At 68.1% G+C, this 26,355-nt stretch carries 21 protein-coding genes; 7 read left to right on the top strand and 14 right to left on the bottom strand.

The annotated features are described in order from the left end of the window. The 9 genes from N1031_RS07420 to N1031_RS07380 all read right to left on the bottom strand — a co-directional run bounded on the left by N1031_RS07420 (position 1) and on the right by N1031_RS07380 (position 17,341). The gene (locus N1031_RS07420) at positions 1 to 993 is read right to left on the bottom strand and encodes a hypothetical protein (RefSeq protein WP_259478981.1); all 993 of its coding nucleotides are present in this window, start codon (positions 991 to 993) and stop codon (positions 1 to 3) included. Continuing rightward, complete coding sequence (locus tag N1031_RS07415) at positions 993 to 2,786, bottom strand: diflavin oxidoreductase (RefSeq protein WP_259478980.1); 1,794 nt, start codon at positions 2,784 to 2,786, stop codon at positions 993 to 995. Before N1031_RS07415 ends, N1031_RS07420 begins: the two co-directional genes overlap by 1 nt. After that, the gene (locus N1031_RS07410) at positions 2,783 to 8,386 is read right to left on the bottom strand and encodes a glutamate synthase-related protein (protein ID WP_259478979.1); all 5,604 of its coding nucleotides are present in this window, start codon (positions 8,384 to 8,386) and stop codon (positions 2,783 to 2,785) included. The genes N1031_RS07415 and N1031_RS07410 overlap by 4 nt, the downstream gene beginning before the upstream one ends. A 67-nt stretch (positions 8,387 to 8,453) precedes the next feature. Further along, positions 8,454 to 9,653: a Fic family protein gene (locus tag N1031_RS07405; protein WP_259478978.1), complete on the bottom strand. Its 1,200-nt coding sequence runs from the start codon at positions 9,651 to 9,653 to the stop codon at positions 8,454 to 8,456. A 38-nt stretch (positions 9,654 to 9,691) separates the two neighbouring features. Continuing rightward, entirely contained in the window at positions 9,692 to 10,543 is an 852-nt protein-coding gene (gene pdxY / locus N1031_RS07400) for a pyridoxal kinase PdxY (RefSeq protein WP_259478977.1), read from the bottom strand. Continuing rightward, entirely contained in the window at positions 10,540 to 11,622 is a 1,083-nt protein-coding gene (locus N1031_RS07395; RefSeq protein WP_259479294.1) for an EAL domain-containing protein, read from the bottom strand. The genes pdxY and N1031_RS07395 overlap by 4 nt, the downstream gene beginning before the upstream one ends. 35 nt (positions 11,623 to 11,657) lie before the next feature. Further along, a complete protein-coding gene (locus N1031_RS07390) occupies positions 11,658 to 11,834 on the bottom strand; it encodes a DUF1059 domain-containing protein (RefSeq protein WP_259478976.1) in 177 nt (58 codons plus the stop codon). 123 nt (positions 11,835 to 11,957) lie between these two features. Further along, a complete protein-coding gene (locus tag N1031_RS07385; RefSeq protein WP_259478975.1) occupies positions 11,958 to 12,497 on the bottom strand; it encodes a hypothetical protein in 540 nt (179 codons plus the stop codon). Positions 12,498 to 12,502: 5 nt separating this feature from the next. Further along, entirely contained in the window at positions 12,503 to 17,341 is a 4,839-nt protein-coding gene (locus tag N1031_RS07380) for a cell wall-binding repeat-containing protein (RefSeq protein ID WP_259478974.1), read from the bottom strand. A 131-nt stretch (positions 17,342 to 17,472) separates the two neighbouring features. Between N1031_RS07380 and N1031_RS07375 the strand changes: the two genes are divergently transcribed. Continuing rightward, complete coding sequence (locus tag N1031_RS07375) at positions 17,473 to 18,078, top strand: response regulator transcription factor (protein ID WP_259478973.1); 606 nt, start codon at positions 17,473 to 17,475, stop codon at positions 18,076 to 18,078. A gap of 98 nt (positions 18,079 to 18,176) precedes the next feature. Here the strand turns inward: N1031_RS07375 and N1031_RS07370 are convergent, their stop codons facing one another. Then, positions 18,177 to 18,614, bottom strand: coding sequence for a hypothetical protein (locus N1031_RS07370; protein ID WP_259478972.1), 438 nt, complete (start codon positions 18,612 to 18,614; stop codon positions 18,177 to 18,179). Between the two features lie 285 nt (positions 18,615 to 18,899). On the opposite strand from N1031_RS07370, the gene N1031_RS07365 reads away from it, so the two are divergent. Both N1031_RS07365 and N1031_RS07360 read left to right on the top strand, forming a co-directional pair. Next, positions 18,900 to 19,472 carry a hypothetical protein gene (locus N1031_RS07365; RefSeq protein ID WP_259478971.1) on the top strand — a complete coding sequence of 191 codons (573 nt, stop codon included), beginning with the start codon at positions 18,900 to 18,902 and terminating at the stop codon, positions 19,470 to 19,472. After that, a complete protein-coding gene (locus N1031_RS07360) occupies positions 19,469 to 19,885 on the top strand; it encodes a hypothetical protein (protein WP_259478970.1) in 417 nt (138 codons plus the stop codon). The genes N1031_RS07365 and N1031_RS07360 overlap by 4 nt, the downstream gene beginning before the upstream one ends. 44 nt (positions 19,886 to 19,929) lie before the next feature. Here N1031_RS07360 and N1031_RS07355 read toward each other — a convergent pair whose 3' ends face one another. Continuing rightward, positions 19,930 to 20,421: a hypothetical protein gene (locus N1031_RS07355; RefSeq protein ID WP_259478969.1), complete on the bottom strand. Its 492-nt coding sequence runs from the start codon at positions 20,419 to 20,421 to the stop codon at positions 19,930 to 19,932. A 180-nt stretch (positions 20,422 to 20,601) separates the two neighbouring features. Here N1031_RS07355 and N1031_RS07350 point away from each other — a divergent pair, with 180 nt between their 5' ends. Next, positions 20,602 to 21,069 carry a hypothetical protein gene (locus N1031_RS07350; protein WP_259478968.1) on the top strand — a complete coding sequence of 156 codons (468 nt, stop codon included), beginning with the start codon at positions 20,602 to 20,604 and terminating at the stop codon, positions 21,067 to 21,069. Further along, on the top strand, positions 21,066 to 21,491 hold the full coding sequence (locus tag N1031_RS07345; protein WP_259478967.1) for a hypothetical protein: 426 nt from the start codon (positions 21,066 to 21,068) through the stop codon (positions 21,489 to 21,491). Before N1031_RS07350 ends, N1031_RS07345 begins: the two co-directional genes overlap by 4 nt. A gap of 45 nt (positions 21,492 to 21,536) precedes the next feature. Here N1031_RS07345 and N1031_RS07340 read toward each other — a convergent pair whose 3' ends face one another. From N1031_RS07340 to N1031_RS07330, 3 genes are read right to left on the bottom strand one after another with little or no spacing between them, the layout of a single operon-like run. Then, complete coding sequence (locus N1031_RS07340) at positions 21,537 to 22,379, bottom strand: alpha/beta hydrolase (protein WP_259478966.1); 843 nt, start codon at positions 22,377 to 22,379, stop codon at positions 21,537 to 21,539. Between the two features lie 31 nt (positions 22,380 to 22,410). After that, positions 22,411 to 23,607 (bottom strand): acyltransferase family protein, encoded by a 1,197-nt coding sequence (locus tag N1031_RS07335; protein WP_259478965.1) that lies wholly within the window; start codon positions 23,605 to 23,607, stop codon positions 22,411 to 22,413. A gap of 36 nt (positions 23,608 to 23,643) precedes the next feature. Further along, entirely contained in the window at positions 23,644 to 24,966 is a 1,323-nt protein-coding gene (locus N1031_RS07330) for an LLM class flavin-dependent oxidoreductase (protein WP_259478964.1), read from the bottom strand. A gap of 295 nt (positions 24,967 to 25,261) precedes the next feature. Here N1031_RS07330 and N1031_RS07325 point away from each other — a divergent pair, with 295 nt between their 5' ends. Together N1031_RS07325 and N1031_RS07320 are read left to right on the top strand one after the other, a co-directional pair. Continuing rightward, on the top strand, positions 25,262 to 25,615 hold the full coding sequence (locus N1031_RS07325) for a cupin domain-containing protein (protein ID WP_259478963.1): 354 nt from the start codon (positions 25,262 to 25,264) through the stop codon (positions 25,613 to 25,615). Between the two features lie 243 nt (positions 25,616 to 25,858). Further along, positions 25,859 to 26,350, top strand: a complete 492-nt coding sequence (locus tag N1031_RS07320; RefSeq protein WP_259478962.1) for an FBP domain-containing protein — start codon at positions 25,859 to 25,861, stop codon at positions 26,348 to 26,350. Positions 26,351 to 26,355: the final 5 nt, after the last annotated feature.

Genomic DNA, 26,355 nt, shown 5'->3' with positions numbered 1-26,355 from the left:
TCAGGCGGCGGGCAGGGAACCGGTGAGATGCTGCCAGGCCTCGTGGTCTGAGGTGCCGACCATGCCGAGCTGCGTGAACGCCACCACGCACGCGCCGTCGCCGTCGTACAGCTCCACGGCCGCGGTGGGGCCGTGCACACCGTGGGCGTTCACGACCAGCGCATCGGCGGCGGCCACCGGGTCGAGCTCGATCACGGCGCCGCCCACGAGCACCCGGATGCGGTCACCCGCCCGGGCGACGGCGTGCACGCGTCCGGCGGCGGCCTGCATGACCCCGCTAGCGAAGACCGCCGCGGTGACGGGCAGACCCCTGGCGCAGAGGTGTTCGAGCACGAGCGGCAGCACGGTCACGTCGATCTCGCGGGGCGACATCGGCGCCCCGCCGCCGGTCGCGAGCCGTCGCCTGCGCCTCACGCCGCCGTCGGTGAGCATCTCGTCGAGCTGGGCGAGCTGGTCGGCGCCCTCCCAGCCCACGTCGGCCCAGGGTCGGTAGGGCCACGCGGCCGTGCCGCTCGTGCGCCACGACGACGGGATGCGCGACACGGGGTCAGGACGGAACTCACCCCGCGCCACCCGCTCCGCGAGCCGACGGTCGGCGGCGGCGTGGAGTCGCACCCGGTGGGCGGACTCTCCGGCCGGCGTGAACACCTCCAGCGCGCATCCGGCACCGTCGCCCACGTGATCGCCGTGCCCCGCCGATTCGGAGGGCGCACAGACCACCGCGGTGCCGACCGACTCGGGGTGGAACCGCACCGACGCGCCGTCACCGCCGCCGGTTCCGAACGCCTCGCCGCACACGCCGGCCTCCCGGTAGGCGCCAGACTGGCTGATCTCCACGGCGTGGTTCGCGGTCTCCGCCACGGCGTGACCGAGCAGCGGCAGCAGCGCTCCGAGCTGGGCGGCGGTGAGGTCGAGCTCGCGTACCGTCAGCCCCTCACGCCCGAGCAGATCCTGCAGCCTCGCGCTACGAGCCGCTTCCTTCTCGCCCGCCATCAGTACACGTCCCGCACGTAGCGCTTGGCGCGCTTGAGCCCTGCCACGTACTCCTCGGCCCGGGCGGCCCCGCCGCCGTGCTCGGCGATCACGTCGTGCAGCGCCCGGTCCACGTCTTTCGCCATGCGCGAGGCGTCGCCGCACACGTACACCGACGCGCCCTGTTCGAGCCAGTCGTAGAGCTCGCGGCCGTGCTCGCGCATCCGGGTCTGCACGTAGACCTTCTCGGCCTGGTCGCGCGAGAACGCCAGATCGAGGCGGGTGAGCACGCCGCTCGCCGACCACGCGCCGAGCTCCTGCTCGTAGATGAAGTCGCTGTCGCGGTGCTGGTCGCCGAAGAACAGCCAGTTGCGGCCCGACCCGCCGCGCGCCTCCCGCTCCTGCAAGAAGCCGCGGAAGGGCGCGATGCCCGTGCCTGGACCGATCATCACCACGGGTGCGTCGTCGTCCGCCGGCAGCCGGAACGCGGCGTTCGGCTGCAGGTAGACGCCCACCGGATGCTCGGCCGCGAGCCGGTCGGCCAGGTGCGTCGAGCAGACGCCTCCGCGCATCCGGCCGTCGTCGCCGTGCCGCACCGAGGCCACGGTGAGGTGGATGCGGTCGGGGCTCGCGAGCGGACTCGACGAGATGGAGTAGGCCCGCTGCTGCAGGGGCCGGAACAGCGCGGGCAGGGCATCGGGCTCGAACCTCAGGCCGGGAGCGGTGCGCAGCACGTCGAGGGTGTCGCGGCCCCACAGCCAGCTCTCGAGCATGTCTCGGTCGCTGTGCGCGAGCACCGCGGCGAGGTCGCCCGCGGGCTGCTGCTCGGCGATCGCCGCGAGCAGTTCCTTGGAGGGGGTGCGGATCTCCCACGCCGTGTGCAGCAGCTCGCCGAGCGCGGCGCCGGCCACCTCCTCGTCGCGGTCGATGCCCAGCTGCGTCAGCACCTCGGCCACCAGGGCGGGATCGTTCTCGGGCACCACGGCGAGCGCGTCGCCGGAGGCGTAGGCGATGCCGCTGTCGCCGAGGTCGAGCTCATAGTGCCTGATCTCCTTGGCGCTGCGGTCGCCCGAGAGGATGCGGTTGACGGCGAGGCGGGAGGGATAGGGGGTCTTGCGGTTCCAGGGCGAGCGCTGGCGGGCGGCGGGGGCGGCGCCCGCCTCCGTCGCGGGGACGGCTCCGGCCCCGCCAGCCCCGGCCCCGGCGGCCGCTCCCCCGCCGGCCGTACCCCCGCCGGCCGGCACCTCCACCGCGAGCCGCTCCACCACGTCCGCGATCCACCCCGCCGCGGCGTCTTCGTAGTCCACGTCGCAGTCCACCCGCGGCACCAGGCGCATGGCGCCGAGCTGCTCGAGCCTCAGGTCGATCAGCTTGCCCGCTTGGCAGAAGTCGTCGTAGCCGCTGTCTCCCAGCGCGAGCACCGCGAACCGGGTGTCCTCCAGCCGGGGTGCCCCCTCCGCCGCCAGAGCCTCCCAGAACAGCTCGGCGTTGTCGGGCATCTCGCCCTCGCCGTAGGTGGAGGTGATGACGAGCACGAGCGGCATCGCGGCCAGCTGCTCCACGCTCACGGAGTCGAGCTCGGCGGTGCGCACCACGATGCCGCGCTGCCGGGCCGCCGCAGCGAGGTCCTGGGCGAGGAACTCGCTGTTGCCGGTCTGGGTGCCCACCAGGGCGTCGACCGTGAGGGTTCCGGCGCCGGAGGCGGCGTCGGGCGTGAGCGCGCGCAGCGCCGCGATCCCTGCGAAGAATCCGCCGAGCCAGGTGCGCTGGGCGGTGCTGAACGGGGCGTCGGCCGGGATGTGCACGCCGGTCACGATCCCGCTCCCGCCGCCGCGGCGAGCCCGGGTTCCGCGGCCGCCCGCCGCGCCAGGTCGTCGAGCGCGGCCGAGGCCAGCAGCTCGTCGAACCTCGCCTGCCGGAGGCGCCCCGCGTTCTTGGCCTGCTGGTGCAGGATCCAGCCGTAGGTGCCCGGCGCATCCATGCCGAGCACGTTGCGGAGCGCGAGCGCCCGCTTGTAGTCGTCGAGTCGCTTCATCGCGATGAGGGTGGCGAGTTCGTCGTCGCCGAACACCTCGAGGGTGTCGCGCAGGTAGCGCAGCACCTTCTGCATCACGAAGAAGTCCTCGGTGAGCACGAGCTTGCGCACCGCGTCCTGCACCCGCGGGTCGGCCGCTCCCGCGGCTCCTGGCACGCGCTCGAGCGCGATCTCCTGGGCCACGCTCAGCACCGTGTACGACGACAGCAGCGAGAACATGTCGCCGCCCGCGTCATCGGCGCCGGGAACCTGCCCGCCGAGCACCGGGTGACTGTCACGGTAGTCGGTCTTGAACGCTCGCAGCTTGTCGGTGGCCACGGCCGTGGCGAGCTCGTCGAGCAGCTCCTTGCGCGTCTTGGCCGCGAGGATGGCGTCGGCGTCCTGGTAGAGCAGCAGCGCTCGCGGCATGCCGCAGAACACGTGCTGTCGCTCCTCGTCCCAGTTCTCCAGCAGACGTGCGGCGAGCGGGGAGCCGGTGGCCTCGAGGTGCCACTCGAGCAGCAGCAGCGCGGCCTGCTCGTGGAACCCGCCATGGGCCTCGTCGGTGATCGGGAAGGTCACCAGCGAGTCGGCGGAGACCTTGTCGGCCAGTTCACCCCGGGGGTCGTACTGGTAGAGGAACCCGCCGCTCATTCCGTTGCCGAGGCCCTTGCCGAAGCCGCCGAGGTTGAACACGGCACCGCCGGTCATGTACTCGCAGCCGAACTCACCGATGCCCTCCACCACGGCGGTGGCACCGGAGTTGCGCACGGCGAACCGGTCGCCGGCCTCGCCCGCCACGAAGGTGCGCCCGCCGGTGGCGCCGAACAGCGCGAAGTTGCCGATGAGCACGTTCCCGCCGCGCTCGAGGCTGCCCCCACCGGGATCGCGCACGACGATGCGGCCGCCCGACGCGCTCTTGCCCACGCCGTCGTTCGCGGTGCCCGTGTGCGAGAGCAGGATGCCGTCGTTGCAGAACGCGCCGAACGACTGGCCCGCCGAGCCGGTGGTGTGGATCTCGACCGCGTCGGGCACGAGGCTGCGGCGGCCGCGGTCGTCGGTGCGCACGGCCGGGAGCGCGGCGAGGGCGCCGGCCTCGGGGCCGTGATTGAGCATCCGCTCGATGTCGATGGAGAACTGGCCGCCCACCGACTTGTTGCGGTTGCGCAGCCTGATGCCGCCGAGGCGGACCGAGGGCTCGGCCCGCTCGACCAGGGCGGCGCGCACGGCCTCGAGCAGGGTGTCGTCGACCTCGAAGTCCTTTTCGAGGTAGATCGGGTCGGTCACGATCTTCTCCTCGACCGGGGCGAGCATGGCGCGCACGTCGAGGCGCCCCACGCTGGCGGGGTGGTCGAGCAGCTGCAGAAGGTCGGTGCGACCCCGCGCCTCGCGGAGCGACCGCAGGCCGAGGCGCGAGAGGATCTCGCGGATCTCGTGCGCGATGTTGAGCAGGTACTGCGCGAGCGCCCGCGGGTCGCCGTCGAACACCTCGGGGTTGGTGGTGAGGCCGGCCGGGCACTTGATGTTGCAGTTCTTGGCCATCACGCACTTCAGCATCATGAGCGCCGTGGTGCCGAACTCGAAGCTGTCGCCGCCGAGCAGCGCCGACACCACCACGTCGCTGCCGGTCTGGTGCGCGCCCGAGCAGCGCAGCGTCACCTTCTGGCGCAGGCCGTTGGCGAGCAGGGCCTGGTGCACCTCGGCCACGCCGATCTCGGCCGAACGGCCGGCGTACTTGAGGCTCGTCACCGCCGCAGCACCCGTGCCGCCGGTGTTGCCGGCCACGTTGATGACGTCGGCGCCGGCCTTCGCCACGCCGACGGCGATGGTGCCGATGCCCTCGCTCGACACGAGCTTCACGATCACCCGCACGCGCGCGGCCTTGCAGTCGTGGATGAGCTGAGCGAGGTCTTCGATGGAGTAGGTGTCGTGGTGCGGCGGGGGCGAGATGAGCTCGATGCCCGGGGTGCCGCCACGGGCCGCCGCGATGTCGACGGTCACCTTGGGCGCGGGCAGCTGCCCGCCCTCGCCCGGCTTCGCGCCCTGGCCGATCTTGATCTCGAGCTCCTGCAGCATCGGGTCGGCGAGGTACCCCGCCCACACCCCGAAGCGCCCCGAGGCGAACTGCTTGATGCGCGAGCCGCGGATGGTGCCGTAGCGGGAGAGGTTCTCGCCGCCCTCGCCGCTGTTCGACATGCCGCCCACCATGTTGGTGCCGTGGGCGACGGCCTCGTGCGCGGTGGCCACGAGCGCACCGTGGCTCATCGCCCCCGAGGCGAGGGTGCGGGTGATCTCGTGGGCCGGCTGCACCTCGTCGAGCGGCACCCGGTCGGGAGCCGGGCGCAGCAGCTCGAGGAAGGCGCGCAGCGTGCCCGTGGCGGTGACGTGCACACCCTCGGAGTCGACCCCGTGCACCACGAGGCCCCCGGGGTCGACCTCCCAGAGAAAGGCGGCGAACGCCTCGTGGCGCAGCACGTCGACCTCGTCGGTGTCGGTGAGGCGCAGCGCGAAGGCTCCGGATGCGTCGCCGCCGTCGGTCGCGGTCACCGCGAGACCGCGCACCAGGATGCTGCTGTTGCCGTGCGCCGAAAACCGGCGCAGCTCGAGCGCGAACTCCTCGGCCGTTCCGAGCGCCGTCACGTCGGCCGGCAGCGCCAGCACGTCGCGGAGCGCGCTCGGCCGCCGCAGCCGCTCGGCCACGGTGGTGGAGACGAAGTCGCGGTAGCCGGGGGTGATGCGGAAGGCGTCGATCTGCTCGTCGGTCAGGGCCTCGTAGCCGCTGTGGGCGTAGGCCTTGTCGTCGAGCCCGAAGGCGTCTTCGAGCTGACCCAGGGTGAGCAGCCGGAGCGCCCTGTGCTCGCTGCTCTCGTCATGAGCGGTCGCACCCGGAGCAGCGCCGACCGCCGCACCGCCACCCTCCTCACGCCCGAACTCGATCGGCTCCTCGGTCATGCCCGCGAACCCGCGCACCGCGGTGGTGCCGAAGGAGTGCCCGGCACCCTCCGCCCGCTCCTTGAACAGCCCGAGCAGCGGGATCTGGTTCTCGTTCTCGACCGCGCAGGCCCGCGCGTGCCAGTCGCTGGCGGCCTGGGCGATCCGCTCGAACCCCACGCCGCCGACCGGGGCGTCGAGGTGCGGGAAGATGGGCGCCAGCACCGGGTCGGAGGTGTCGAGGTAGTTCGGCTCGAAGAACTCGCCGCCGATGTAGCTCTCCACCGTGCAGAGCCCGACTCGGCCCATGGTCTTGGCCAGCGACTTCTCGGCCGCCTTGCGGAACTTGCCGAACGCGAGGTCGGTGGCCGTGATCTCGTCGGCGGGCATGGCCGGGCTCGGGTACTTCTCCTCGGCGCGCAGCCGCGCCGAGAGGCTGTAGACGGCGGAGGCGCCGAAACCGAGTGCCACGGCCACGTGATGCGACGACGGCAGCTGACCGCTCTCGGCCACGATCGACACCCGCAGCCGCAGCCCGGTCTCGATGAGGCGCTGGTTCACCGCCGCCAGGGCGAGCACCAGCGGCAACGGGGCCCGCGTGGTGGAGACGTTGCGGTCGCTCACGACGGCGATGCCGCCGTGTTCGCGCGCGAAGGCCTCCACGTCGTCGCAGAGCGCGCCGAGTGCATCCTGAACCGACCGCGCGTTCGCGGCGGTGTCGTTCACCTCGGGCGCGTAGAGCAGGTCGAAGCGCTGCAGCGGCACCAGGCGCTGCTCGCGCAGGCGCACCATGTCGAGGTGGCTGAGCACCGGCGTCTGCACCACGAGCTGCACGCCGCCGCCCGAACCGCCGTCGGGCTTCGCGCCGAGCGCCACCCGCATGCTCATGCCGTCGGCCTCGCGGATGCTGTCCAGCGGCGGGTTGGTGACCTGGGCGAAGCGCTGCGAGAAGTACTTCGCCATGCCGCCCTCCTGGTCGCTGAGCGCGTTGATGGCGTTGCCGTAACCCATGGCCGAGATGCGCTCGGCGCCGGAGGCGAGCATCGGGTCCATCATGAACCGGAAGCTCTCCTGGTTGAGCGAGTAGGCCACATAGCGGCCGGCCGGGCTGAGGTCGCCCTGGTAGCCGAGCGTCGAGGTGCCGCGGTCGAACTCCGGCGCGGGCAGCTCGTCGAGGTTCACCCGTGCGTCGGCTAGCAGCGCACCGTAGTCGCGACGGGAGGCGAGCATCTCGAGCGCTTCGCGGGTGCGGTGGATGCGCCCGGTGCGGTGGTCGAGGTAGAGCATCCCGCCCGCCTCGATACGGCCTCGGTGCACCACCTCGGAGTGGGGGAAGGCCACCTGGCCGGCCTCGGAGGAGACCATGAGGTAGTCGGCCGTCTCCACCGACCGCAGGGGGCGGAGGCCGAGCCGGTCGAGGCGGGCGCCCACCACGTCGCCGTCGCTGAAGATGAGGGCGGCGGGACCGTCGTTCTTCTCCTCGTAGAGGGAGAAGAACTCGAGCATGTCGCGCACCTCGCCGGGGAGGGAGCGGTCGTTCTCCCACGCCGGAGGCATGAGCGACACGACGGCTTCGACGAAGTCGAGCCCGTCGTCGAACACGCGGCTCTGCAGGGTCTGGTCGAGACGGCTGGAGTCGGACTGGCCGGGCGGGCGCACGATACGCCGCGACCGGCTCGTGGCCAGGGCCTCGTCGGAGAGACGGTTCTTGCGGTCGGTGTTGAGCTCGCCGTTGTGCGCCATCATGCGGAACGGCTGCGCCATGCTCGGGTGCGGCTCGGTGTTGGTGGAGAAGCGGGTGTGGAAGTAGAGGGTGCGCACGCTGTGCCGCTCGTCGAGCAGGTCGGTGAAGTACGAGATGACCTCGCCGGCGTTGAGGCGGCCCTTGAGCACCTGGGTGCGTGCGCTGAGCGAGAGCGGGTAGAGGCCGGCGAGCTCGGGGCGCGCGGGGTCGAAGGCGGCGCTCTCGATCGCGAGCAGCGCGGTGTTGGCGGCGCGGTCGACCTCGGCGCGCGTCCACTCCTCGGGGGCGGCGAACACCCACTGCACGATCTGCAGCTGGTAGGCCGCGGCGGCGGCCACGGTCGAGGAGTCGTCGGTGGGCACCTCGCGCACGAGCAGCACCTCGAGCCCGGTGGCGGCGAGCTGCTCGGAGACGAGCTCGCCCGCGGCCTCCCACGCGCCGGGGTCGGCGGGCATGAACAGGTTGGCCACGCCGAACAGCCCCGGCTCGAGCGCGCGGCCGGTGAGCGCGCTGAAGAACTCGACCGAGAGGTCGATGCTCACGCCCGCGCCGTCGCCCACGCCCTCCGACGACATGCCGCCGCGGTGCGGGATGGCGCACAGCGCCTGGTCGCCACGCAGGATCACGTCGTGGGTCTGCACGCCGTCTTTGCGGGTGATGAAGCCGACGCCGCAGTCGCTCGACTCGCGGGCAGGGTCATACAGTCCGAGGCGGGTGTTCTTCACAGGCGGCTTCCGATCCGGTCGGGATACTCTCCCCAACCGGGGACGGCTTGGCTATGGTAAGGCTAACCTAAGCGCCCCGTCCACTTCTCCGAGCCCTCGCCGCGAACGCGTCCAGCGCCTCCAGCACCTCCCGCGCCTCGTACAGCCGGTAGCGCTGACCGCCACCGGCCTGCCTCAGGATGCCCGAGTCGACGAGACGGTCGATCCCCGTCTGGGCGGTCACCTCACTCACTCCCAAGCCCTCCGCGACCGTCGTCGCCGAGACCACGGGCTGACGGAGGAGCATCGTCTTCAGCGCGTGCACCGACGAGTCCGATCGGGCTACGAGCACCGAATCCCATCGGTCGCGGGTCGCCTGCAGGGCATCGACGAGCACCCATCCGTTGCGAATCGCGGCGAACGACGCCTCCACGAAGGCTTCGATGATCGGCTCGATGGCTCCCCTGCGGTAGGCGGTGAGCGCTTCGATGTAGCGCGGGAGATCGTGGAGCAGTCCGGCCGAGACCGGCACGATCACCGAGCGGGTGAGCCTGCCGCCCCGGAGCATGCCCTGCACCAGGGCCCGGCCGGTGCGCCCGTTGCCATCGGGAAAGGGGTGCACGGTCTCGAACTGGGCGTGGGCGATCGCGATCTGCGCCAGCAGCGGAATGTCGGCGCGCTGGGTGAACTCCATGAGGTCGTCCATGAGTTCGGGAACCCTCGCCGGTGCCGGGGGAACGAATGCCGCCGCGTGAGGCGACAACCCACCACCACCGATCCACACCTGCACGTCTCGCCAGTGCCCCGTGATGCCGGGATCGCTCTCCTCCAGGAGAGCGCGATGCATGTCGATCACCGATTCGGCATCCAGTCTGTCCGCGAGCTCGATGGCCGCCTTCATGGCGCGCACGTTCGCCACCACCAGCCGGGCGTTACCCGAGGTCGATCGGCGGATCTCGGCCAGCGCCAACTGCTTGGCACTGGAGGTGATGTTCTCGACCTGCGAGCTGGAGGCGCTCTCGGTGCGCAGCAGGATCGACGAGAACGGTGCCGTGAGCGAGCCGACGGCGGCATCGAAGCGCGCGATCTCGTTCGTGGCGTCATCGGCCTCGGCCAGGATCCCACTGGGCACGGTCACGTCGAGCGTGGCGATCTTCGGCGGAATGGCCGCGTCGTAGGGCCCGATGGACGCCTTGATCGACCTCCGCGACCCGATGTCGTCACCGCTGCGATGCCACGGCAGCGTCTCGTACGCGACGGCGGGCCACTCGCGAGACTCTGTGTTCATCCCTCGATCTTAGCAAAGGATAAATCGCTACCCTTTGCTTAGCGGAGGCGCTGGGCGGTGAATTGAAGGCGGGGGTGGGCGAAGAACTCCTGCGATTCGACGAGCAGCAGCTCCCGCGAGCCCGCGTCGAAGGTGGCCTGAATGAGGTCGAACACGCTCGACGCCGTGCGCTCGAGCGCCTCCGCCGCGCTGCCGGTGCGCCGGTAGTGCGCGGTGAACAGCGCCGCCGTCACGTCGCCCGAGCCGTTGACCTTCATCGGGATGAGCGGGGTGCGCACGAGCCACGCCCCCTCGTCGTCGACGGCCATCATGCCGATCACGCCCTCGCTCTCGGCCGCGTCCAGCACACTGGTCACGAGCACCGTCGACGGCCCCATCGCCCGCGCCGCGTCGACCGAGTCGAGCGTCTCGTCGAGCGACACCGGCTCGGTGCCGGTGAGGTAGCCGAGCTCGAACTGGTTCGGCGTGATGAGGTCGGCGACCGGCACCACCCGATCACGCAGCAGCACCGGGATCTCGGGGGCCACGAAGCATCCGGAGTTCGCGTTGCCCATCACCGGGTCGCAGGAGTAGATGGCGTCGGGGTTGGCCTCCTTCACCCGGCGCACGGCGTCGATGATGACGTCGCCGATCCCCGTGCCACCCTGGTAGCCCGAGAGCACCACGTCGACCGAGGGGAACACCCCGCGCTCCTCTATACCCGTGAGCACGGCGGCCACGTCCGAGGGGTCGATCAGCGGCCCGCGCCACGCCCCGTACCCGGTGTGGTTGGAGAAGTTCACGGTGTAGACCGGCATCACCTCCACCCCGATGCGCTGCAGCGGGAAGACGGCGGCCGAGTTGCCGACGTGCCCGTAGGCCACGGCGGACTGGATGGAGAGGATTCTCATAGACCGGTAGTCTGCCACCCGCCGAGGGCCGCCGTGATGAGGCGTTCCATGCGGGCGATCCCGGCGTAGCGCCCGGCGCTGTCGGTGAGCATCACCGGGTCGTACCGTTCCGCGCTGTCGCGGGTGACCGCGCGGAGGAGCGCTTCACGCACCGGGGTGTCGAGGTTCATCCGCAAACCGGTCGACACGACCCCCAGGGCGGCGCTCTCGCTGTCCACCACCGAGGTGGGCCGGTCGAACTCGTCGACCAGCACCACCGTGCGGGTCTCGGGATGCGCGCCGAGCACCTGGGCGGCCTCCGCCACCGATCGCGCGGCCGGTACACCCTCTCCCACGTGCCGGGCGAGCGACGACGCCCCCGCGGGTGCCGGCATCACGGGCAGCGCCCGCGCGAGCTCCGGCCACGCCGGACCGGGCCGCGCGATGCCGTACCCCTGCGCGAGCGGGATGCCGAGCGAGGCGATCGTGGCGTACTCCGCCTCGGTCTCCACCCCCTCGGCGAGAAGCCACGAGTCGATGCGCGCCGCGAAGCCGCCGATCATCTCGGCGAGCGCCCGCTTCGCCTCGTCGCGGTCGATGCCGCTCACCAGTTCGCGGTCGAGCTTGATGAGCGCGGGCCGCAGCGCGAGCATCCTGGTCAGCCCCGCGTATCCGGCCCCCGCGTCGTCGACGGCGATCAGCGCCCCCGTGCCCCGCAGCCGATCGAGCTGGGGTTCGAGCCCGGTGTAGGAGTCGATGCGGCTGCGCTCGGTGAGTTCGACGATCACCCCGCGCAGATCGGGATGATCGTCCCACACCGCGCGGATCTCCGGCTCGGGCAGCAACCCGGGAGAGACGTTGACGGTGAGGAAGCAGTTGGACGGTAGCCCGTCTCGATCGCCGAGCCCCGCCCGCAGGCAGGCCGCTTCGAGTGCGGCGGCCCGGCCCAGCTCGCGCGCCCGGCCGAACACCTCCGAGGTGGGGAGCCGTTCGAGGTCGCCGTCACGGAACCGCGCCAGCGCCTCATACCCGGCGACCACCCCGCGCGCCGTGTCGACGATCGGCTGATAGGCGATCTCGACGCCGACTCCGCCGGCCAGCGCGTCGAGCAGCGCCGGCCAGTCGGCGGGCTGCGTCAGGAGAGCGCCACGATGTGTCGGGTCACGCTGTCGACGAGCTCGGGAGTGACCTCCTCGATGCCGTGGGCGGCGTGGGCGTGGGCGCCCACCAGCACCAGCAGGTCGTCATCGCTCGTCGCCGTCCAACTGGCGGCGCAGCCCGGCACGACGTCTCCGCACGCGAAAGCCTTCATGAATTCATCCCCCTCGTGAGCCACGAGAGGTGACTTCTTTCACAATCGTACCGTCAGAAGCGGTGACGGGCCGCCGGGTGGGAGTCGGGCTGGTGCGGCGGATGCGGGTTGCGCCTCAATTGTTCACGTGGCGCTCACCGCGCTCCCCCAGTGCGACCCGATCCCCGTCAGCACGGGTTCTTCGCACTCGACGTTCCTCACGTCTACCTCGTTGCTTCCCGGCTTCGCCGTTAACTCCGCGCAGCCGTAGGCGGACGCGCTGCTGCTTATCCAACCCGCTCCCGACGCGTACCCGAGTCCGATCACGGTGATGGTGAGCATGTCGGCATCTATGTCGTAGACCTCGACATCCCCCGAGGGGAACGACATGGCATCGACTTCTGCGATCGACTTACCCACCAGTGTCGTCGTGAATCCCGTCTCACCTCGCGCCAGCGACTTGGCGAGCTCGCCCTCCGACGACTCCTCTGCCAGCTCCCCGAACACCTCGGCACCGTTACGCACTGCGTTCCGCACCTGCTCCGCCGCCTCCTGCTCCTCCGCCGATGGCAAGAACGTCATCAGCGGCAGCAGCGTCCAGATCAGCAGCACCAGCGCGACAAGCGCGCCGATCGACCCCACGACGAAGATGAAGCACCCCTGGATACGCGAACCAACGCTCATGCTGTTCAGCAGACCGTCGGAATCGTCGCCGCATCAGAGACACTGTTTGCTCCACCGATCACAGTGACTCTCGTTGCCCTAACTTCCCGAACGCGCTCTAGTACCGCACGCGGAATACAGCTCGACGGCACAAGGAAGAGTGGCGCCTTGTGTCGTGCTGCCAGCGCTGCGCCTGCCAGCGCGTCGGGGAAGCCAGCACCTGCCGCCAGAAAAACAGTGCTCGCCGAATCATAGAGACGTGCGTTTGCCGCGAACGACGCCGCATAGCGGTCGGTCCCCGAGACACGTTGGACCTTCCAGGAGCGCGAAAGTGACAGCTCCAACCCCGGCGACACCGAGGTGGGACCACCCACCACCGTGACGTTCGACACCTTCAATGCCGCCAGCGATTGCCTAGTCACCTCATCCAACGAGCTCTCCTTGCCGTTGACAAGGATCAGAGGCGACTTCGTGGCCGCTGCCGCCGCTCCGGCCGATATGGCATCCGGGAAATCGGCCCCGGTCGCTACGTAGGCTCTTGTCGCACCCAGTCCAAAGGCGTAGTCCGCGATGGCGCGACTGGCGGCGTAGCGGTCGACACCGCTGAGACGCTGAGTCGGAGCAATGTTCTCGAGTTGAGTTCGAACAACGTCGGACACTGAGGTGGTTCCCCCGACCAACACGATCTTGGACGGATGAAGACGCTGCAGTTCTGCCTTCACGACGTCGGGAAGTGATCCGCTCGCGGTCAGTAGAAGAGGCGCCTCTTGCTTTGCAGCTGCCGGCCCCGCACTCAGCGCATCGGGGAAGTTCTCCCCACTCGCTATCCACACTGTTTTCGCCCCGGCGCCACTGTCGGGAAATGCAGACTTAGAGACAGCTGCGCTCGTGCTGTATCGATCACCGTCGGCGATCCGAGCGAAGACGAAGTTGCCCTTCCCGATCGATTCCATCAGTACCCGCGCATACATCCCAGTGCCGAGCACGTTCGGATGAAAAGACTGTTGAGACACTGGCTTTCCCCCACTGGTGAAGAGCGGGCGATCCCCAGGCGTGAACGTGAATACGAGCCCGGTGTTGCTGGACACCCCGGCTGGGGTGCAGAGGTTTGTCCCTGAGAACACTGTTGTCGGGTCGGCGAAGATGACTGGATGATCGGTAGTGTTGGCCGCGTTCCTTGCGGCGAGGAGCGCCGAGTTGAGATCTTTCCCGACGCGGTTGAGCCACGGCCGATCGGAGTCTTTCACCAGGACACAGTCCCCGCCGGTTTCGAACAGCGCCGGGTATCCCATCAGGACAATCGTGGCGTTCGGCGCTCTCGTTTGGATCTGCTTCAACACCGTCGCAACCGAAATTGGAATCTCTGTAGTCGTCCGTCGGATGAGGGTCTGTTCCGCGGACACGGTCTCGCCCTCGAGTACGCTCGCCTTGCAGTCCAACGGGGACGGGAATCTGAGCACACATTGCTGGATGACATCAGCGAAGCCTGCGTCATTGCCGCCGATAGAGAGGGTGACGAGGGTGGTGTTCTCGTCTAGATAGCCACGATCAATCTGCGAGAGTTCGTGGTACTGCCCTTCATTCTTGTCATTGACCGCGTTCTGCGCTCCGAGTGCCGGCAAGATGTTCTCCGATTGTGCGGCAGAGCAGGCGATGAGGTGATAGTCGAGCGTCGGGTCGAAGCGATCTGCACGCGCCCCGGTCGGAGTGCTACTGGAGCCTATTGCCGCTTTGCGCGACCAAGCCTGCGAGGAGCGATGACACGCGTTGCGAAGCTGAGGGTCGGCCCCGAAGCTGTCCGACTCACGGGAGTAGTCAGCTCCATCGAAGGATGACGCGCCTTCACCAGACGAGAAGGAGTCGCCCATGGCCACGACGAAGTCGGAGGGTTTGGTGGTGAGTGGTTGAATTGCGACGGCGTCCCAGGCGATGTCATCGATCCCGATCCCGTCTTGCGTCACATTCGTCAGCGAGACACTAGGAGTCCCGGAGAAGTTGAAGGCGCCGATACTCACCCAGGTGTTCGCTCCTTGACGTTGCAGCAGCGCCCGCTGTTTTATCGTGCCGTCGCCAAGGTTGACCTTGTACACGGCCTGCTGCGTCCACGCACCATGATCTGGCAGGTGAACCAGGACTCGCGCCCATTGGGATAGCGGTCTTCCGAGCGTCCAGGTGCCAGTGACGTTCAAGCTTCCGCCGTGGTAGGTGTCAGGTTTGCTGCCAGGAGTGCGGGTGTGGGCGAAGTAGAAGTGGCTGTTGAAGCCGGCGCCGAGTTGGTGGAGGTCCATTTTGGACGGGTAGCGACCGTCCGCGTCGGCGCCGAAGGCGAAAGAGAACGAGCCATTCGAGGCGACTGGTGAACCGCACACCGAGGGCCGGGAAGACCTGGTGCCGTTCGGGATGTCGTCGATCACGAGAGTTCCAGGGGGAAGGCCCGCGGGGGTGCAGTTCGGCGGGAAGCTCGTGGCGTCGGGCTCTTCGTTGGGGTAGGAACTCGGCGGGTCGAAGCGGATGAACTCGCGGCCGCATTGGCTGTCACAGTCACCCTTCCAGGTGGCGTTGCCGTGGTACCAGCACTTCAGGTCGTAGGCACCGGCGCCATCCTTGTGCAGGCAGGGACCGGGCTTCTCGGCGGGGTCGGACGGTTGTTGTTTGGTGCCAGGAGCGCACGAATTCGAGGCCTTGCAGAACGTATTGATGGGCGGCTTCACGGTGGCACGGTTGAGCTCGCCGTCACGCCCGTCGGAGGCGAGCCAGTAGGCGGGACGGAAGGCCTGGACGGCTGTGTCTTCGTCTTCGAAGAGATCGATCGGGTGTGCCGCGAAACCCATCACCTTCTCGGGATAAGGCCAGTGCTGGGGAGTCGCAGCATCGCCTGGACTCCGATCCAGGAAGGGGCCACGCGCGGGATCCCACGCGGGGTTGGCCGGGTTGTTGAGCCAGCCGACACCCCAGGGCGACCCGTCCTTCTTGTCGGGGTAGAACCCTGTGTTGTACGCCCACACTGCGAAGAACCAATTCTCGAGGTAGCGCGAGTCGCCATTGTTGATCGTCAGACCTGCGGCTCGCGTCGTGTTCCACTTCTCGCTGAGCATCTGAACGGACTTCGCGACATTCGCCGCGTAGTCGAGTGCGATCGCTCTCTGCTGGGCGACAGGCAATGCGGTGGGCGCCCCACCCTCACGACCGGCCATCCGCATCCCGTCGGTAATCTGCCCAACTCCGTAACCGCAGTCGGATTTCGAGAAGTCGATGTCCCAGAAGTCGTCCTCACTCGCTGATCGGTCGTTCCCGTAGAAATTCCCGATCAGGGGATTACCGGTGACTCCGGGGGTCGTATAAGTCGAGGCCTGCCAGAGATTCGATTCCTGAGCGAGCACACCCAAGAGCACCTGGGCCGGAATCGTGCCGCCGCCGTTCAACGCCGGCTTCGGGAAGAGCGATTGCGGGGTGTAGGCAGGCATGCCGAGGTTTTTCCAGCCGGCCGGGCGCGAGACGGTCAGCGTTCCCTTGACTGCTCGATCCACCGCCCACTCGACCTGGCGTGGCTTGGGCTGCAGGGCTTGACTGCCCGGGTCGTTGCGCGGCACCGCGCACACGCGCTCGCTTTCGATCTGTTCGGTGGCCGAGCCGGCACCACGTCCGCCGGTGAGCACAGATTCACTGGTCGTCGTAGAATCCGCGTCGAACGCCACAGCGCTGGCGGAGAACCCGACCCGCGCCGCGGTCGTCGTGGAGACTGCGTCCAGCTCGATCGACTGGGTCGTCGTGGGATCGGAGGCCGGAACATCACTCACCTTGACCGGCGAGACCACCAACTCACCTCGCGAACTCGCCGTCGACCGCCATGCAGCGTCGATCATCCGCAGGTCGTCAGGCATATCAGTGACGAGTGAATCGACCTGCGCACCGGTCACGAAGACATCTCCTGTCGCGGCCTGGGTCGAGGTCACCTCATCGGCAGGGCCCGTGGCAAGCACGACGAGATCGGTACCGCTGAGCGGGTCGCTCGCGTAGTTCACATATGCAACACCGTCCGTCTGCGTGAGGAACGTCAAGCTGCCGTCGCGTCCTGCGCGAATGTCGTACGGAACGCTCGATGTCTCGATGAGTGGGGTCGTCGCTCCGTCGCGACCCACCGAAACCACGCCGTGCGCGCCGGAGCCGACGAGCCCCTCGGCCGACATCGTGGCCGAGGTGATCTGTCCCGCTGCCTCGACCTGCCACCCGATCTCGCGTGATCGGATATCGACGACGTCGACCCGCGTACGGGCGAAGTCGTCGGCGAAGGCACTGAAGGCGACCTCATCGCCGACGCCGCAGCCCGGGTTGAAGTACGACATGCTGTAGCCCCGGCCGAGGTCAGTGACCGTTCCGTCGACGATGTCGATCAGCGCTCCGAACCCACCACGATTCATGGTCTGGTCGTCATTGGTGAAGGTGCGAGCCCCGTAGACCACGGCAAGGGTTCGCCCGTCGGGTGCGAGGCAGCCGTTTCCGATCCACCTGTCGGTCTCGATGCCGACCGCCGTGAGCGAGGCCACCTGCGACCAGGCATATCCCTCACGAGCTGCCGCTCGAAGCACGTGCATCCCGGATCTATCGCCTGCGAGAGCCCAGGCGATGTCTTCGCTCTCCGCCCACTCAGACCCGAGCAAGCGGTCGCGATCCCCTTCGGCAACGCTCCCTGAACCATCGGCAGGAAGGTCTCCCCGCTGCTCGCCCTCGACCGGCTGCTCGTCGACGCGAGGGCTGTCGGGCACCTCAGCGAACGCGGTTTGGTCACCCACGACGGCGGTGAGGAAAAGCGTGGTCGCCAGCAGCGACGCCGTCAGCCAGCGAGCGCAGGGTCGAGTTCTGATCACGCGCTCACGATAGTGAGCGATCGTCAGGCGAGTCGAGTGAACGAAGGTTGGGTGTGGAATTCAGCAAGCATCCCTCATTTCTTTGACTACTCTGAAGCGCTCGGGATGACACGAGCGGGAAGGCGGGACTCATGCAGGGCACGCGTGTCGCCGTCGTCGGCGGTCCGGAGCTGGTTCGCGAGGGTATCGTCGCGCTCCTTTCCACCCAGTATGGGATCACGCTGACTCATCCCTCCGAAGCAGGAGTTGAGGAGCACGAGTCGATCGGCCACCAGCCGCCGCAGGTCGTGGTGCTGATCTCAGACCCGGCCGCAAGCCCGCCAGGAGCACTGGATCCACGAGCGATGCGACAGAGATGGCCGAGCGCCCGGATACTCGCACTGAGTCCGTGGCGGGTTCACAAGCCACGCGACTCCGAAGTCGCAGTGGGGATGACTGCGCATCTCACCGCCCGCGCGACTCTCGACGATCTCCTCAGAGCGGTCAACCCAGACGCTCCACCGCGCTCGGAGTCGTCCCGCGATTCAGCATCCGAGCACCTGCCGTTGACTGCTCGCGAGCGCGATGTCTTCAAGCTCCTCGCACTCGGCTACTCGAACAGAACCATCGGCGGCCACCTCAACCTCGCCGAAGGCACCGTGAAGCACCACACCCATCGTATCTATCGCAAGCTCGGTGTGGGCTCTCGCGTCGAAGCTGTCCGGATCGCCTTGCTCTTCGAGAAGAACTCTCACTGAGCAGGGTTGATGCGCAAACGACCCGGGCAGCGAGCCGCCTCGTGTGGCGCGCCAAGGCGGGCTACAGACTCACCCGAGCAGCTGACCGCTCGTCGCATCTACTCGACCAAGTCGTCGGGCACTGACGGACACGCCTTCTCGAGCTCGCTGAGCGCAGCATCTCGACCGAGATCCAGGTACGGAGTCCACTGTCGGCCTTCGGCGAAGTCACGGAAGAACCCTTCCCGCGTGGGCGGCTCCCCGATCATGTGGCCATGGTCCACGAGACATGGGATCAATGCATCGACGAAGTAGTCGTATAGGACGGAGACCTGATCGGCGGTGAGAGGGACCTGGTACTTGGGGTCCAACGGAAACTTGGCTGCGCAGACGTAGTTCGCGAGCGCGTGTTCCTGAGCGCGGTCCCGAGTGAACGAACCCCCGAGGCCACCGTCGTCGCCGGCCGTGGTCGGGAATCCCGCATCGGTCAAACATTGCGCCCTCACTTGTCCATACTCATCCTCGGCGATGTATCGGACGACCTCGACGTCAGGCACCTCTGCCTGAGGAAACTCGTTCTGCAGCGACTTTCGGAGCGAAGCCAGATTTGCGTCGGTGACGGGATCAGCTGACGCAGAGTCTGCAGCAGCGCCCGGCGTGGGCAGGCTTGTTTCTTGCCCGCCTGCGCAGCCAGCGAGGAACAGGCCGCAGGCGATGATAACCAGGCCGGCCCCCGCTAGTGGTCGGATCCGCATTCGCCGAACGTAACGCGACGTTCGCCGACAAGACAATCAACCAACGGTGTGTTTTCTTCAGGTGAGGATCTCTCTACAGTCGGTGCCATGAACAACAAACGGCCGACAGTGCCGAGCATTCGGCGCACACTTCTCCTCGCCACCGCAGTGGCTGGGCTCGCCTCGGCGTGCGGAGTCGCCGCAGCAGCGTCCGCGATGAACGCACACGAGCCCCCTCTGGCGGCGACGACCACCCCGACATTTCACGATCCAACCGAGATGCCGGGGATTTGGGAGGCAGACACATCGACGTTCCCTGAGGCACTAGCTCCGGGTGCCGAATGGCCGACCGATCCGCCGGGCAACATGACCGACGAAGATGTGGCCAACGAAGACGGAATGTCGGCGATGATCGCCTCGACGTATTGGTTATGCACCTGGGAACGCGCGTACCTAGATGCATTCGAGAAGCAAGACATCGAGGGCCAGCACGCCGCGCTCGAGCAGATCGACAAGTTTCCCGAGCTGCCCGCGGTTCAGGCACACTTCCCCGATGCACATCTGTGGCTCGAGTCGGTGGTCGGCCCCGTGCGAGCCGGCGAAGGCCCCTCGACAATCGAAGAAGACTTTCACGGGCTCACCTGCAACAGCCTCTCCGACTTCAACGGAGCCAACCAATGAAGATGCTCACAAAGACTCTGGCCACCGTGTTCGCCATCACTGCGTTGATCGCCGGACCTGGCGTCACCGCGTATGCACTCACTCAGGTCATCACGGGCCAGACACCCGTCCCCGGAAGGCTCGAGAACTACACGACCGCACGCAATCATGCTCAGACCGGAACTCTTTCCATGTCGATGCGAACCGTGGCGTTGTGCGGAGGGTCGACCGCGCTCAGCCTGAGGAACGGCATTGGGACTCCCTTCACGACCTCACCGACCTGGACGAGCCCCACGGGAACGAAGTACTTCGGGCTCGCGACCAGCGGCTCGCAGCTCATCCCGAAGGGAGTCTTCTATGTGAGCGCGCGGATGACCGGCAGGTGCTACATCCCCGACTCCGAGCGATTCTTCTCTGGCACTCTCAGCTTCTGACTCGCCGCGAGCACCAACCGATCGAAAGCAGCGGCACCCACCGATCACCTCGGCTCGGCAGGGTAACGCCTCGTGATATCGATCGGTGTGCCGTTCTCCTCGCACGCCTCGACGATGGGCCCAGCCGGATAACTCGAAGAGTTGGTTGCGACGAATCCTGGCGAAGGGTCCTCAGGAATTAGGCGGGCACCCCCCACCAGGGCCCCCACTTCGACCGAGGAGTCTTTTTCCAGAAGTAGTTCGAGCACCGCCGTGGATGCGTGCACTTCGGCAATCCACTCATCCGCCGTCAGCTCTCCTCGGGAGTACCCGTCGTCAGCGTTGAAGTACCCGCTCAGCGCCCGCGAAACCTCGCCGCACGTCGACTCGAGATCGTCGGAGACCGGCTGAGGGGTGGCAACAGTTGGTGACTCGACGACAGGTGTCAGCGACTCATCAGCAAGAGAATCGGGTACTTCCGCGCACCCGCCGAGCACTGTGACACCAACCGTGACGAGCGCGGCCGCAGCAACTCGAATCGGCCTCAGGATCTGCATCGCACGAGGTTATCCCTACGCGCGCCTGATCAACAGTGAACCAATTGTGTATTTTCTTCAGGTTTGGGACTCCCTACAGTCAGCGATATGAAACACCAACGCCAGAGCTCTCGGCCTGTCCGCGCAGCCTTGATCACAGCGGCAGGCATCACTGCGCTCGCGTCCACATGCGGAGTCGCCATGGCCGCATCGGCGGTCAACGAGAGTCAGCCCGCAGCGCCCTCCACTTTCCATGCGGCAACAGAAATGCCGGGAATCTGGAAAGCCGATACCTCGACCTTCCCCGAAGAGCTAGCTCCTGGCACGGAATGGCCCGCGAACCCGCCCGGCAATATGGCCGACGAGGGCGTAGTCAATGAAGACGGCCTCGCGGGCATCACTGCGTCGTTCTACTGGCTGTGCACCTGGGAACATGCCTATCTCGAAGCGGTCGACACGAACGACAGCGCAGGGCAGCGGACCGCGTTGGCTGAGATTGACAAGTTCACCGGCCTGCCTGCGGTGAAGGACCACTATCCAGACGTCGACCTCTGGAAAACTGCGGTAGTCGACCCAGTCGAGGCTGGCGAAGGGCCGAAGACGCTCGAGCAGGACTACCGCATCGGCACCTGCAGCGGGTTCATCGAGCAGATTGAAGGGGAGAGGTGAGCGCCCTCGACCGCGCGGCTACGTGCGCGATCGCCGCGTTGATGACATTCTTCCTGATTGTCCTCGCACCGGCAGCGGCGTATGCGGTGTCGCAGACCATCACGGGAGCAACCCCTGATCCAGGCGCACTTGTGAACTATACGACGGCGCGGTATCACGCCCGAACTGGCACAATCTCCATGGCGATGGCCACGACCGCGCAGTGCGGTGGCTCGACCGCGCTCAGCCTCCGCGACACGTCGAACACCCACTTCACAACGTCTCCGACCTGGACGAGCCCGACGGGTACGAAAGTCTTCGGCCTTGCAACCACAGGTTCGCAACTGATCCCAGCGAAGACGTTCTACGTCAGCGCTCGAATGCGCGGCGCATGCTTCAACGACAGATCGGAAAGGTACTTCTCAGGCACACTCACCTTCTGAAGCTGCGCTCATACCAACCTCACGCAACCCGCCGTGCGGCGCCCCCTACGGCAGGTAACGCTGCACGAACTCCAGCGCCGTGTCGCCCACCTCACGCCACCCCGAGTCGATGATCAGCGAGTGCCCCCGATTCGGAATGATCGCCAGCTCCGTATCCCCCGGGTTCTTCGCCTGAAGACGGTACTCGTTCTCCACGACGACCTGCGGCACCGTGTTGTCCGAAGCCCCCGCGATGAGCAGCAACGGCCCGCGCTCGTGGTTCTCGGTGTCGACCTTCGTCTCCGCGAACGGGTTGAAGTTCGCCGTCGCCGCCTGGAAGATCGGCACGCTCGACGCCGGCACGTGGTAGGTGTCGTAGAGCGAACGCCCCTCTTCCTCGTCGAGCGCGTTCACCCACCCGAACTGGAACTGCTCCCACGTGAGCGTCACCCCGTGCTTGGTGTGGTTGAACCGCAGCAGCGCCGGCGCGGCCGACTTGAGCGCCGAGGTCGGCAGCGCGGTCACGCCCTTGAACTGGGCGGGATCGATCGCCACCGTTACGGCGTTGAGCCCCTGCCCGGCGAGCTTCTGCGCGATGAGCCCGCCGAAGCTGTGGCCGATCACGACCGGGGACTGGTCGAGCGCCGCGATCGCCTCGGCGTAGTGGTCGGTGACCTGCTGCACCATCTTGCCGGCGAACGCATCCGGGTCGGCCTTGGCCTCCTCGACCGTGGCCGGGTCGTCGGGCCAGCCGGGCGCGAGCGTGGCGTACCCCTGGTCTTCGAACAGGTCGCGCCACGGCTTCCAGCTGCTCGACAGCAGCCACAGTCCGTGCACGAACACCACGGGCGTCTTGCCCGAGGAGTTCGCCGCTTCGATCTCGCCGAGCTCGGCATCGGTCAACGTCATGGTGGAGCCCCCTCCCGCATCTGCTCGAACTCTAGTGACCCGGAGCCTCCGAGCGGAAGGCCCTCGCACGACCACCCTCGGCTGAGCCTCCGGCAGAGGCATCGGCACCACCCGCACCGGCACCGACCGGCCCCAGGATGCGCGCCACAAGCACCGGCGGCAACCGGAACGCGTACCGCAACGGCGTGCGCTCCATCCCCGCGTGCAGCAGCAGCGAGCCGCCCACGATCACGGCCGTCGCCACCACCGGCCCGAGGTACAGAGCGACGTCACTGCCGTGCAGCGAGCGCACGAATGGCAGCAGATACAGCGCCCACAACCACGGCAACTGCATCACGTACACCGGCAGCGTGCGCCGCCCCACCCCCGCGAGCACGCGCGACACCCCCGGCACCCGGCTCACCAGACTGCACACCACCACCGCGAGCGCGATCGCCGCCGCATCCCGCACCAGCCGCAGACCCGACTCGAGCATGTCGCCGAGCGAGGTCAGCTCCCACAGCTCGAGCAGCCCCACGAACGCGACCAGGCACACCAGCAGCTTGGGCAGCATCCGCCCGCCCGCCAGCCACACGAGCACGCGCGGCAGGTGCACCCCGACCGCGAAGAACACCCCGAAGTAGAGCATGTGCACCCACATGGCCTCGGCATCGGATGCGGGCACCAGCCCTGACCCGACGGCTACGGCCGCGAACACCCCGAGCACCACAGGCCACGGCACCCGGTGCAGGGTGGTGAGCACGGCCACATACACGGCGAGCGCGAACACGAACCACAGGATGGTGTCGGGCAGCACCAGCTGCAGCAGGTAGTCGGGCACCGAGTGGATCTTGAAGGGCACACCGGATGCGGTGACCGCGAGCGACATCAGCGCGAAGACGGTGAGCCACACGAGGTAGATCCAGTACGAGGAGGCCACACGCAGCAGGTTGCGGCGGTCGCCCCAGCCGTGCCGCACCCGTTCGGAGACGAGCAGCCCCGACAGGGCGAACAGCAGGGGCAGCCGGAAGGGGCCGAAGAACTCGGTGAACTCGCGCCAGGCGCGGGTGTCGACCTCCTCGGGCACGAGCGGCTCGAACACGAAGATGCGCACGTGCAGCAGCACCACGAGGATGACGCACACGCCGCGCGCGACGTCGATCCAGACCGCCCGCCCGCCAGCGCCGCCGATGTGAGTACCACCGCCGCCCGGCCCCGCCGCGCTCACCCCACCTGCCACCCCGCCCACGGTCGTCGAGCCTCCCCACCGGCCACGCTAACCAGGTCAGTCCAGCTGCGCCAGCCCCAGGTTCTCGCGCAGCATCGCACCCTCGTACTCGGTGCGGAACAGCCCCCGCCGCTGCAGCTCCGGCACCACCTTCAGGGTGAAGTCCTCCACGCCGGTCGGGAAATGCGTGGGCACCGCGAGGAACCCGTCCACCGCCTCCGCCTCCAGCCAGGCCTGCATGGTGTCGGCGATGGTGGCGGGCGACCCGATCATCTTGAAGTAGCTGCCCTCGGCGAAGTAGCGGGCGGTCTCGAGGATGGAGAGTCCGTCGCGCCGGGCGATGTCCATGATCGCCTGCCGGTGCGACTTGCCGGCGTTCGACTCGGGCAGCTCGGGCATCGGCCCGTCGAGGTCGTGCTGCCTGAAGTCGTAGCCGCCGGCGAGCGGCATGAGGTTCGAGATGGCGAGGTCTTCGGGGATGAGCTCCATCATGCGGTCGCGCAGCGCCCACGCCTCCTCGTCGGTGTCGCCCACGATCGGGGTCATGCCGGCGAGGATCTTCACCGTGTCGGGGTCGCGCCCGAACGCCGCGGCACGGGCCCGGATGTCATCGCGGAAGGCCTTCGCCGACTCGGGATCGGACTGCAGCGTGAACACCACGTCGGCGGTGCGCGCCGCCAGCGCCCGGCCGGGCTCCGACGACCCCGCCTGGAAGATGACGGGCCGCCCCTGCGGACTCCGCCCCGTCGTGAGCGGCCCACGCACCCGGAAGTGCTCGCCCTCGTGCTGGAGGAAGCGCATCCGGTCGACGTCGAAGAACACGCCGTTCTCCTTGTCGTGCACCATCGCGTCCGCATCCCACCCGTCCCAGAGGCCGGTGACCACGTCGACGAACTCGCTCGCGCGGGCGTAGCGGTCGGCGTGCGCCACGTGGGTCTCGAGGCCGAAGTTCTGCGCCTCGTCCTCGTTGAACGAGGTCACGAGGTTCCAGCCGGCGCGGCCGTGGCTGAGGTGGTCGAGAGTGGAGAACCGGCGGGCCAGGTTGTAGGGGTCGTTGAAGGTGGTGGTGGAGGTCGCCGCGAGGCCGAGGCGGCTGGTGCGCATGGCGAGGGCGGGCAGCACCATCGTGGGGTCGAAGTGGATGGAGCGGGGGTTGGCGACGCCGTAGCGGTCGCCGGCGAGCATGTCGTTGCTGCGACGCACGGCGGCCTGGTCTTCGAAGAAGACGGCGTCGAGCTTGGCGGCCTCGGCGAGTTCGGCGGCGCGCACGTAGTGCTCGATGCCGAGGTCGAGCTCGGGCACGGCGTCGGGCAGACGCCAGGCACCGAGGTGGTAGCCGGGGAAGAGGAACAGGGCGAGGCGGAGCTTTCCGTCGGTCATGAGGGCACGGTCTTTCAGGCTGAGACGAATGAGTGAGGAGAGAATCGGATGCGCGGGGCGGGGCTCGAAGGCCCGCCCGGTGGCGTCTCTACCTGTGCCCGTGCGCGATGGCGCCGCGGTTCCACGACGACGGGTAGCTCGAGAACTCGTGCTCGCTCACGTCGCCTCCTCCCGCTCACGTCTCGCTCGCACCGGACTCCCGGCGCGCATCCCGCAGCCTACCGACCGCTCGTTTCAGCCGGGTTACGGGCGGGACCTGGGTCCCCGCCACCCGCCCCGCGTAGGATTCGGGATCATGACGACCGCCGACCGCATCCACCGCTCGCTCTCGACCGAGCTGCCGCTCGAGGCGCTGCCGGCCGAGCTCGTGATGGAGGGCGAACCCCGCACCGGCTTCCTCGAACTGGGCGCGGTCTCCGGTGCCGCCTACGGACTGTGGGAGCTCACCGCCGGCACCGCCCGCGACGTGGAGGTCGACGAGGTGTTCGTGGTGCTGTCCGGCTCGTGCGAGCTGAGCATCGGCGACGGACCGTTCGTCACGATCGGTCCGGGCGACGTCGTCACGCTCCGCGAGGGCGACCGCACGGTGTGGCGCACCGAGGCGGGGCTGCGCAAGCTCTACATCACCGCCCCCGATCAGGCGGACTGACCACACCTGTCGAGAGCGGCGGTAGAATCATCATGTGTCATCCACCAGTCGAATCATGTCGCCCGCGGGGCGTGGGGAGGTCGCCGGCGTCGTTCTCGCCGGCACCAGGTAGCCGTTTCCCTCGGTAGCCCCTGCGCGCGGCAGTGCGTCGCGCGATCATGATCTCCGCCCGCGTGATTCGCGGGCACTCCCCCGGCCGTCCGGCCTGAAGACCGATTTCGATCGGTGATTGGTGATTCCACGATGCTGTCCTTGACCGAACAACAGATCCGCGCCTCTTTCGTCAACGCGTCACGAAAAGAGGTCTCCGACGTGACCCTTCCGCCCGACTTCGAGACGCTGTCGTTCGACTCGCTCGACTACCTCGGCTGGCACGACCGCAAGCTCGCCCGCCGCAGCTACGTCGTGGCGGAGGTCGACGGCGAGCCCGTCGGCGTCGTGCTCAAGCAGTCCGACAAGAGGCCGCTCTCCCGTGCGCAGTGCTCGTGGTGCTCCGACGTGAACCTCACGAACGAGGTGGTGTTCTACTCCGCCAAGCGCGCGGGCGCCGCGGGCCGCAACGGCAACACGATCGGCACCCTCATCTGTGCCGACTTCGGATGCTCGGCGAACGTGCGCAAGCTCCCTCCGATGGCCTACATCGGCTTCGACGCCGAGGCGGCCCGTCTCGACAACATCACCGGCCTGCAGCTGCACGCCGAAGCCTTCGCGCGCTCGGTGAGGCAGACGAGCTGAGCCGA

The organism is Herbiconiux moechotypicola (assembly GCF_024979255.1).
Classification (GTDB): Bacteria; Actinomycetota; Actinomycetes; order Actinomycetales; family Microbacteriaceae; genus Herbiconiux; species Herbiconiux moechotypicola.
Note: the sequence above shows the minus strand (reverse complement) of the source record. Positions and strands in the feature narration are given on the sequence as shown.

Excerpts from the sequence above, each read along its gene's own strand:
- N1031_RS07390 (WP_259478976.1), bottom strand. The coding sequence starts at position 11,834 with ATGAAGGCTTTCGCGTGCGGAGACGTCGTGCCGGGCTGCGCCGCCAGT.
- N1031_RS07365 (WP_259478971.1), top strand. The coding sequence starts at position 18,900 with ATGAACAACAAACGGCCGACAGTGCCGAGCATTCGGCGCACACTTCTC.
- N1031_RS07420 (WP_259478981.1), bottom strand. The coding sequence starts at position 993 with ATGGCGGGCGAGAAGGAAGCGGCTCGTAGCGCGAGGCTGCAGGATCTG.
- N1031_RS07340 (WP_259478966.1), bottom strand. The coding sequence starts at position 22,379 with ATGACGTTGACCGATGCCGAGCTCGGCGAGATCGAAGCGGCGAACTCC.
- pdxY (WP_259478977.1), bottom strand. The coding sequence starts at position 10,543 with ATGAGAATCCTCTCCATCCAGTCCGCCGTGGCCTACGGGCACGTCGGC.
- N1031_RS07375 (WP_259478973.1), top strand. The coding sequence starts at position 17,473 with ATGCAGGGCACGCGTGTCGCCGTCGTCGGCGGTCCGGAGCTGGTTCGC.
- N1031_RS07405 (WP_259478978.1), bottom strand. The coding sequence starts at position 9,653 with ATGAACACAGAGTCTCGCGAGTGGCCCGCCGTCGCGTACGAGACGCTG.
- N1031_RS07325 (WP_259478963.1), top strand. The coding sequence starts at position 25,262 with ATGACGACCGCCGACCGCATCCACCGCTCGCTCTCGACCGAGCTGCCG.
- N1031_RS07350 (WP_259478968.1), top strand. The coding sequence starts at position 20,602 with ATGGCCGCATCGGCGGTCAACGAGAGTCAGCCCGCAGCGCCCTCCACT.
- N1031_RS07320 (WP_259478962.1), top strand. The coding sequence starts at position 25,859 with ATGCTGTCCTTGACCGAACAACAGATCCGCGCCTCTTTCGTCAACGCG.
- N1031_RS07330 (WP_259478964.1), bottom strand. The coding sequence starts at position 24,966 with ATGACCGACGGAAAGCTCCGCCTCGCCCTGTTCCTCTTCCCCGGCTAC.
- N1031_RS07360 (WP_259478970.1), top strand. The coding sequence starts at position 19,469 with ATGAAGATGCTCACAAAGACTCTGGCCACCGTGTTCGCCATCACTGCG.
- N1031_RS07355 (WP_259478969.1), bottom strand. The coding sequence starts at position 20,421 with ATGCAGATCCTGAGGCCGATTCGAGTTGCTGCGGCCGCGCTCGTCACG.
- N1031_RS07385 (WP_259478975.1), bottom strand. The coding sequence starts at position 12,497 with ATGAGCGTTGGTTCGCGTATCCAGGGGTGCTTCATCTTCGTCGTGGGG.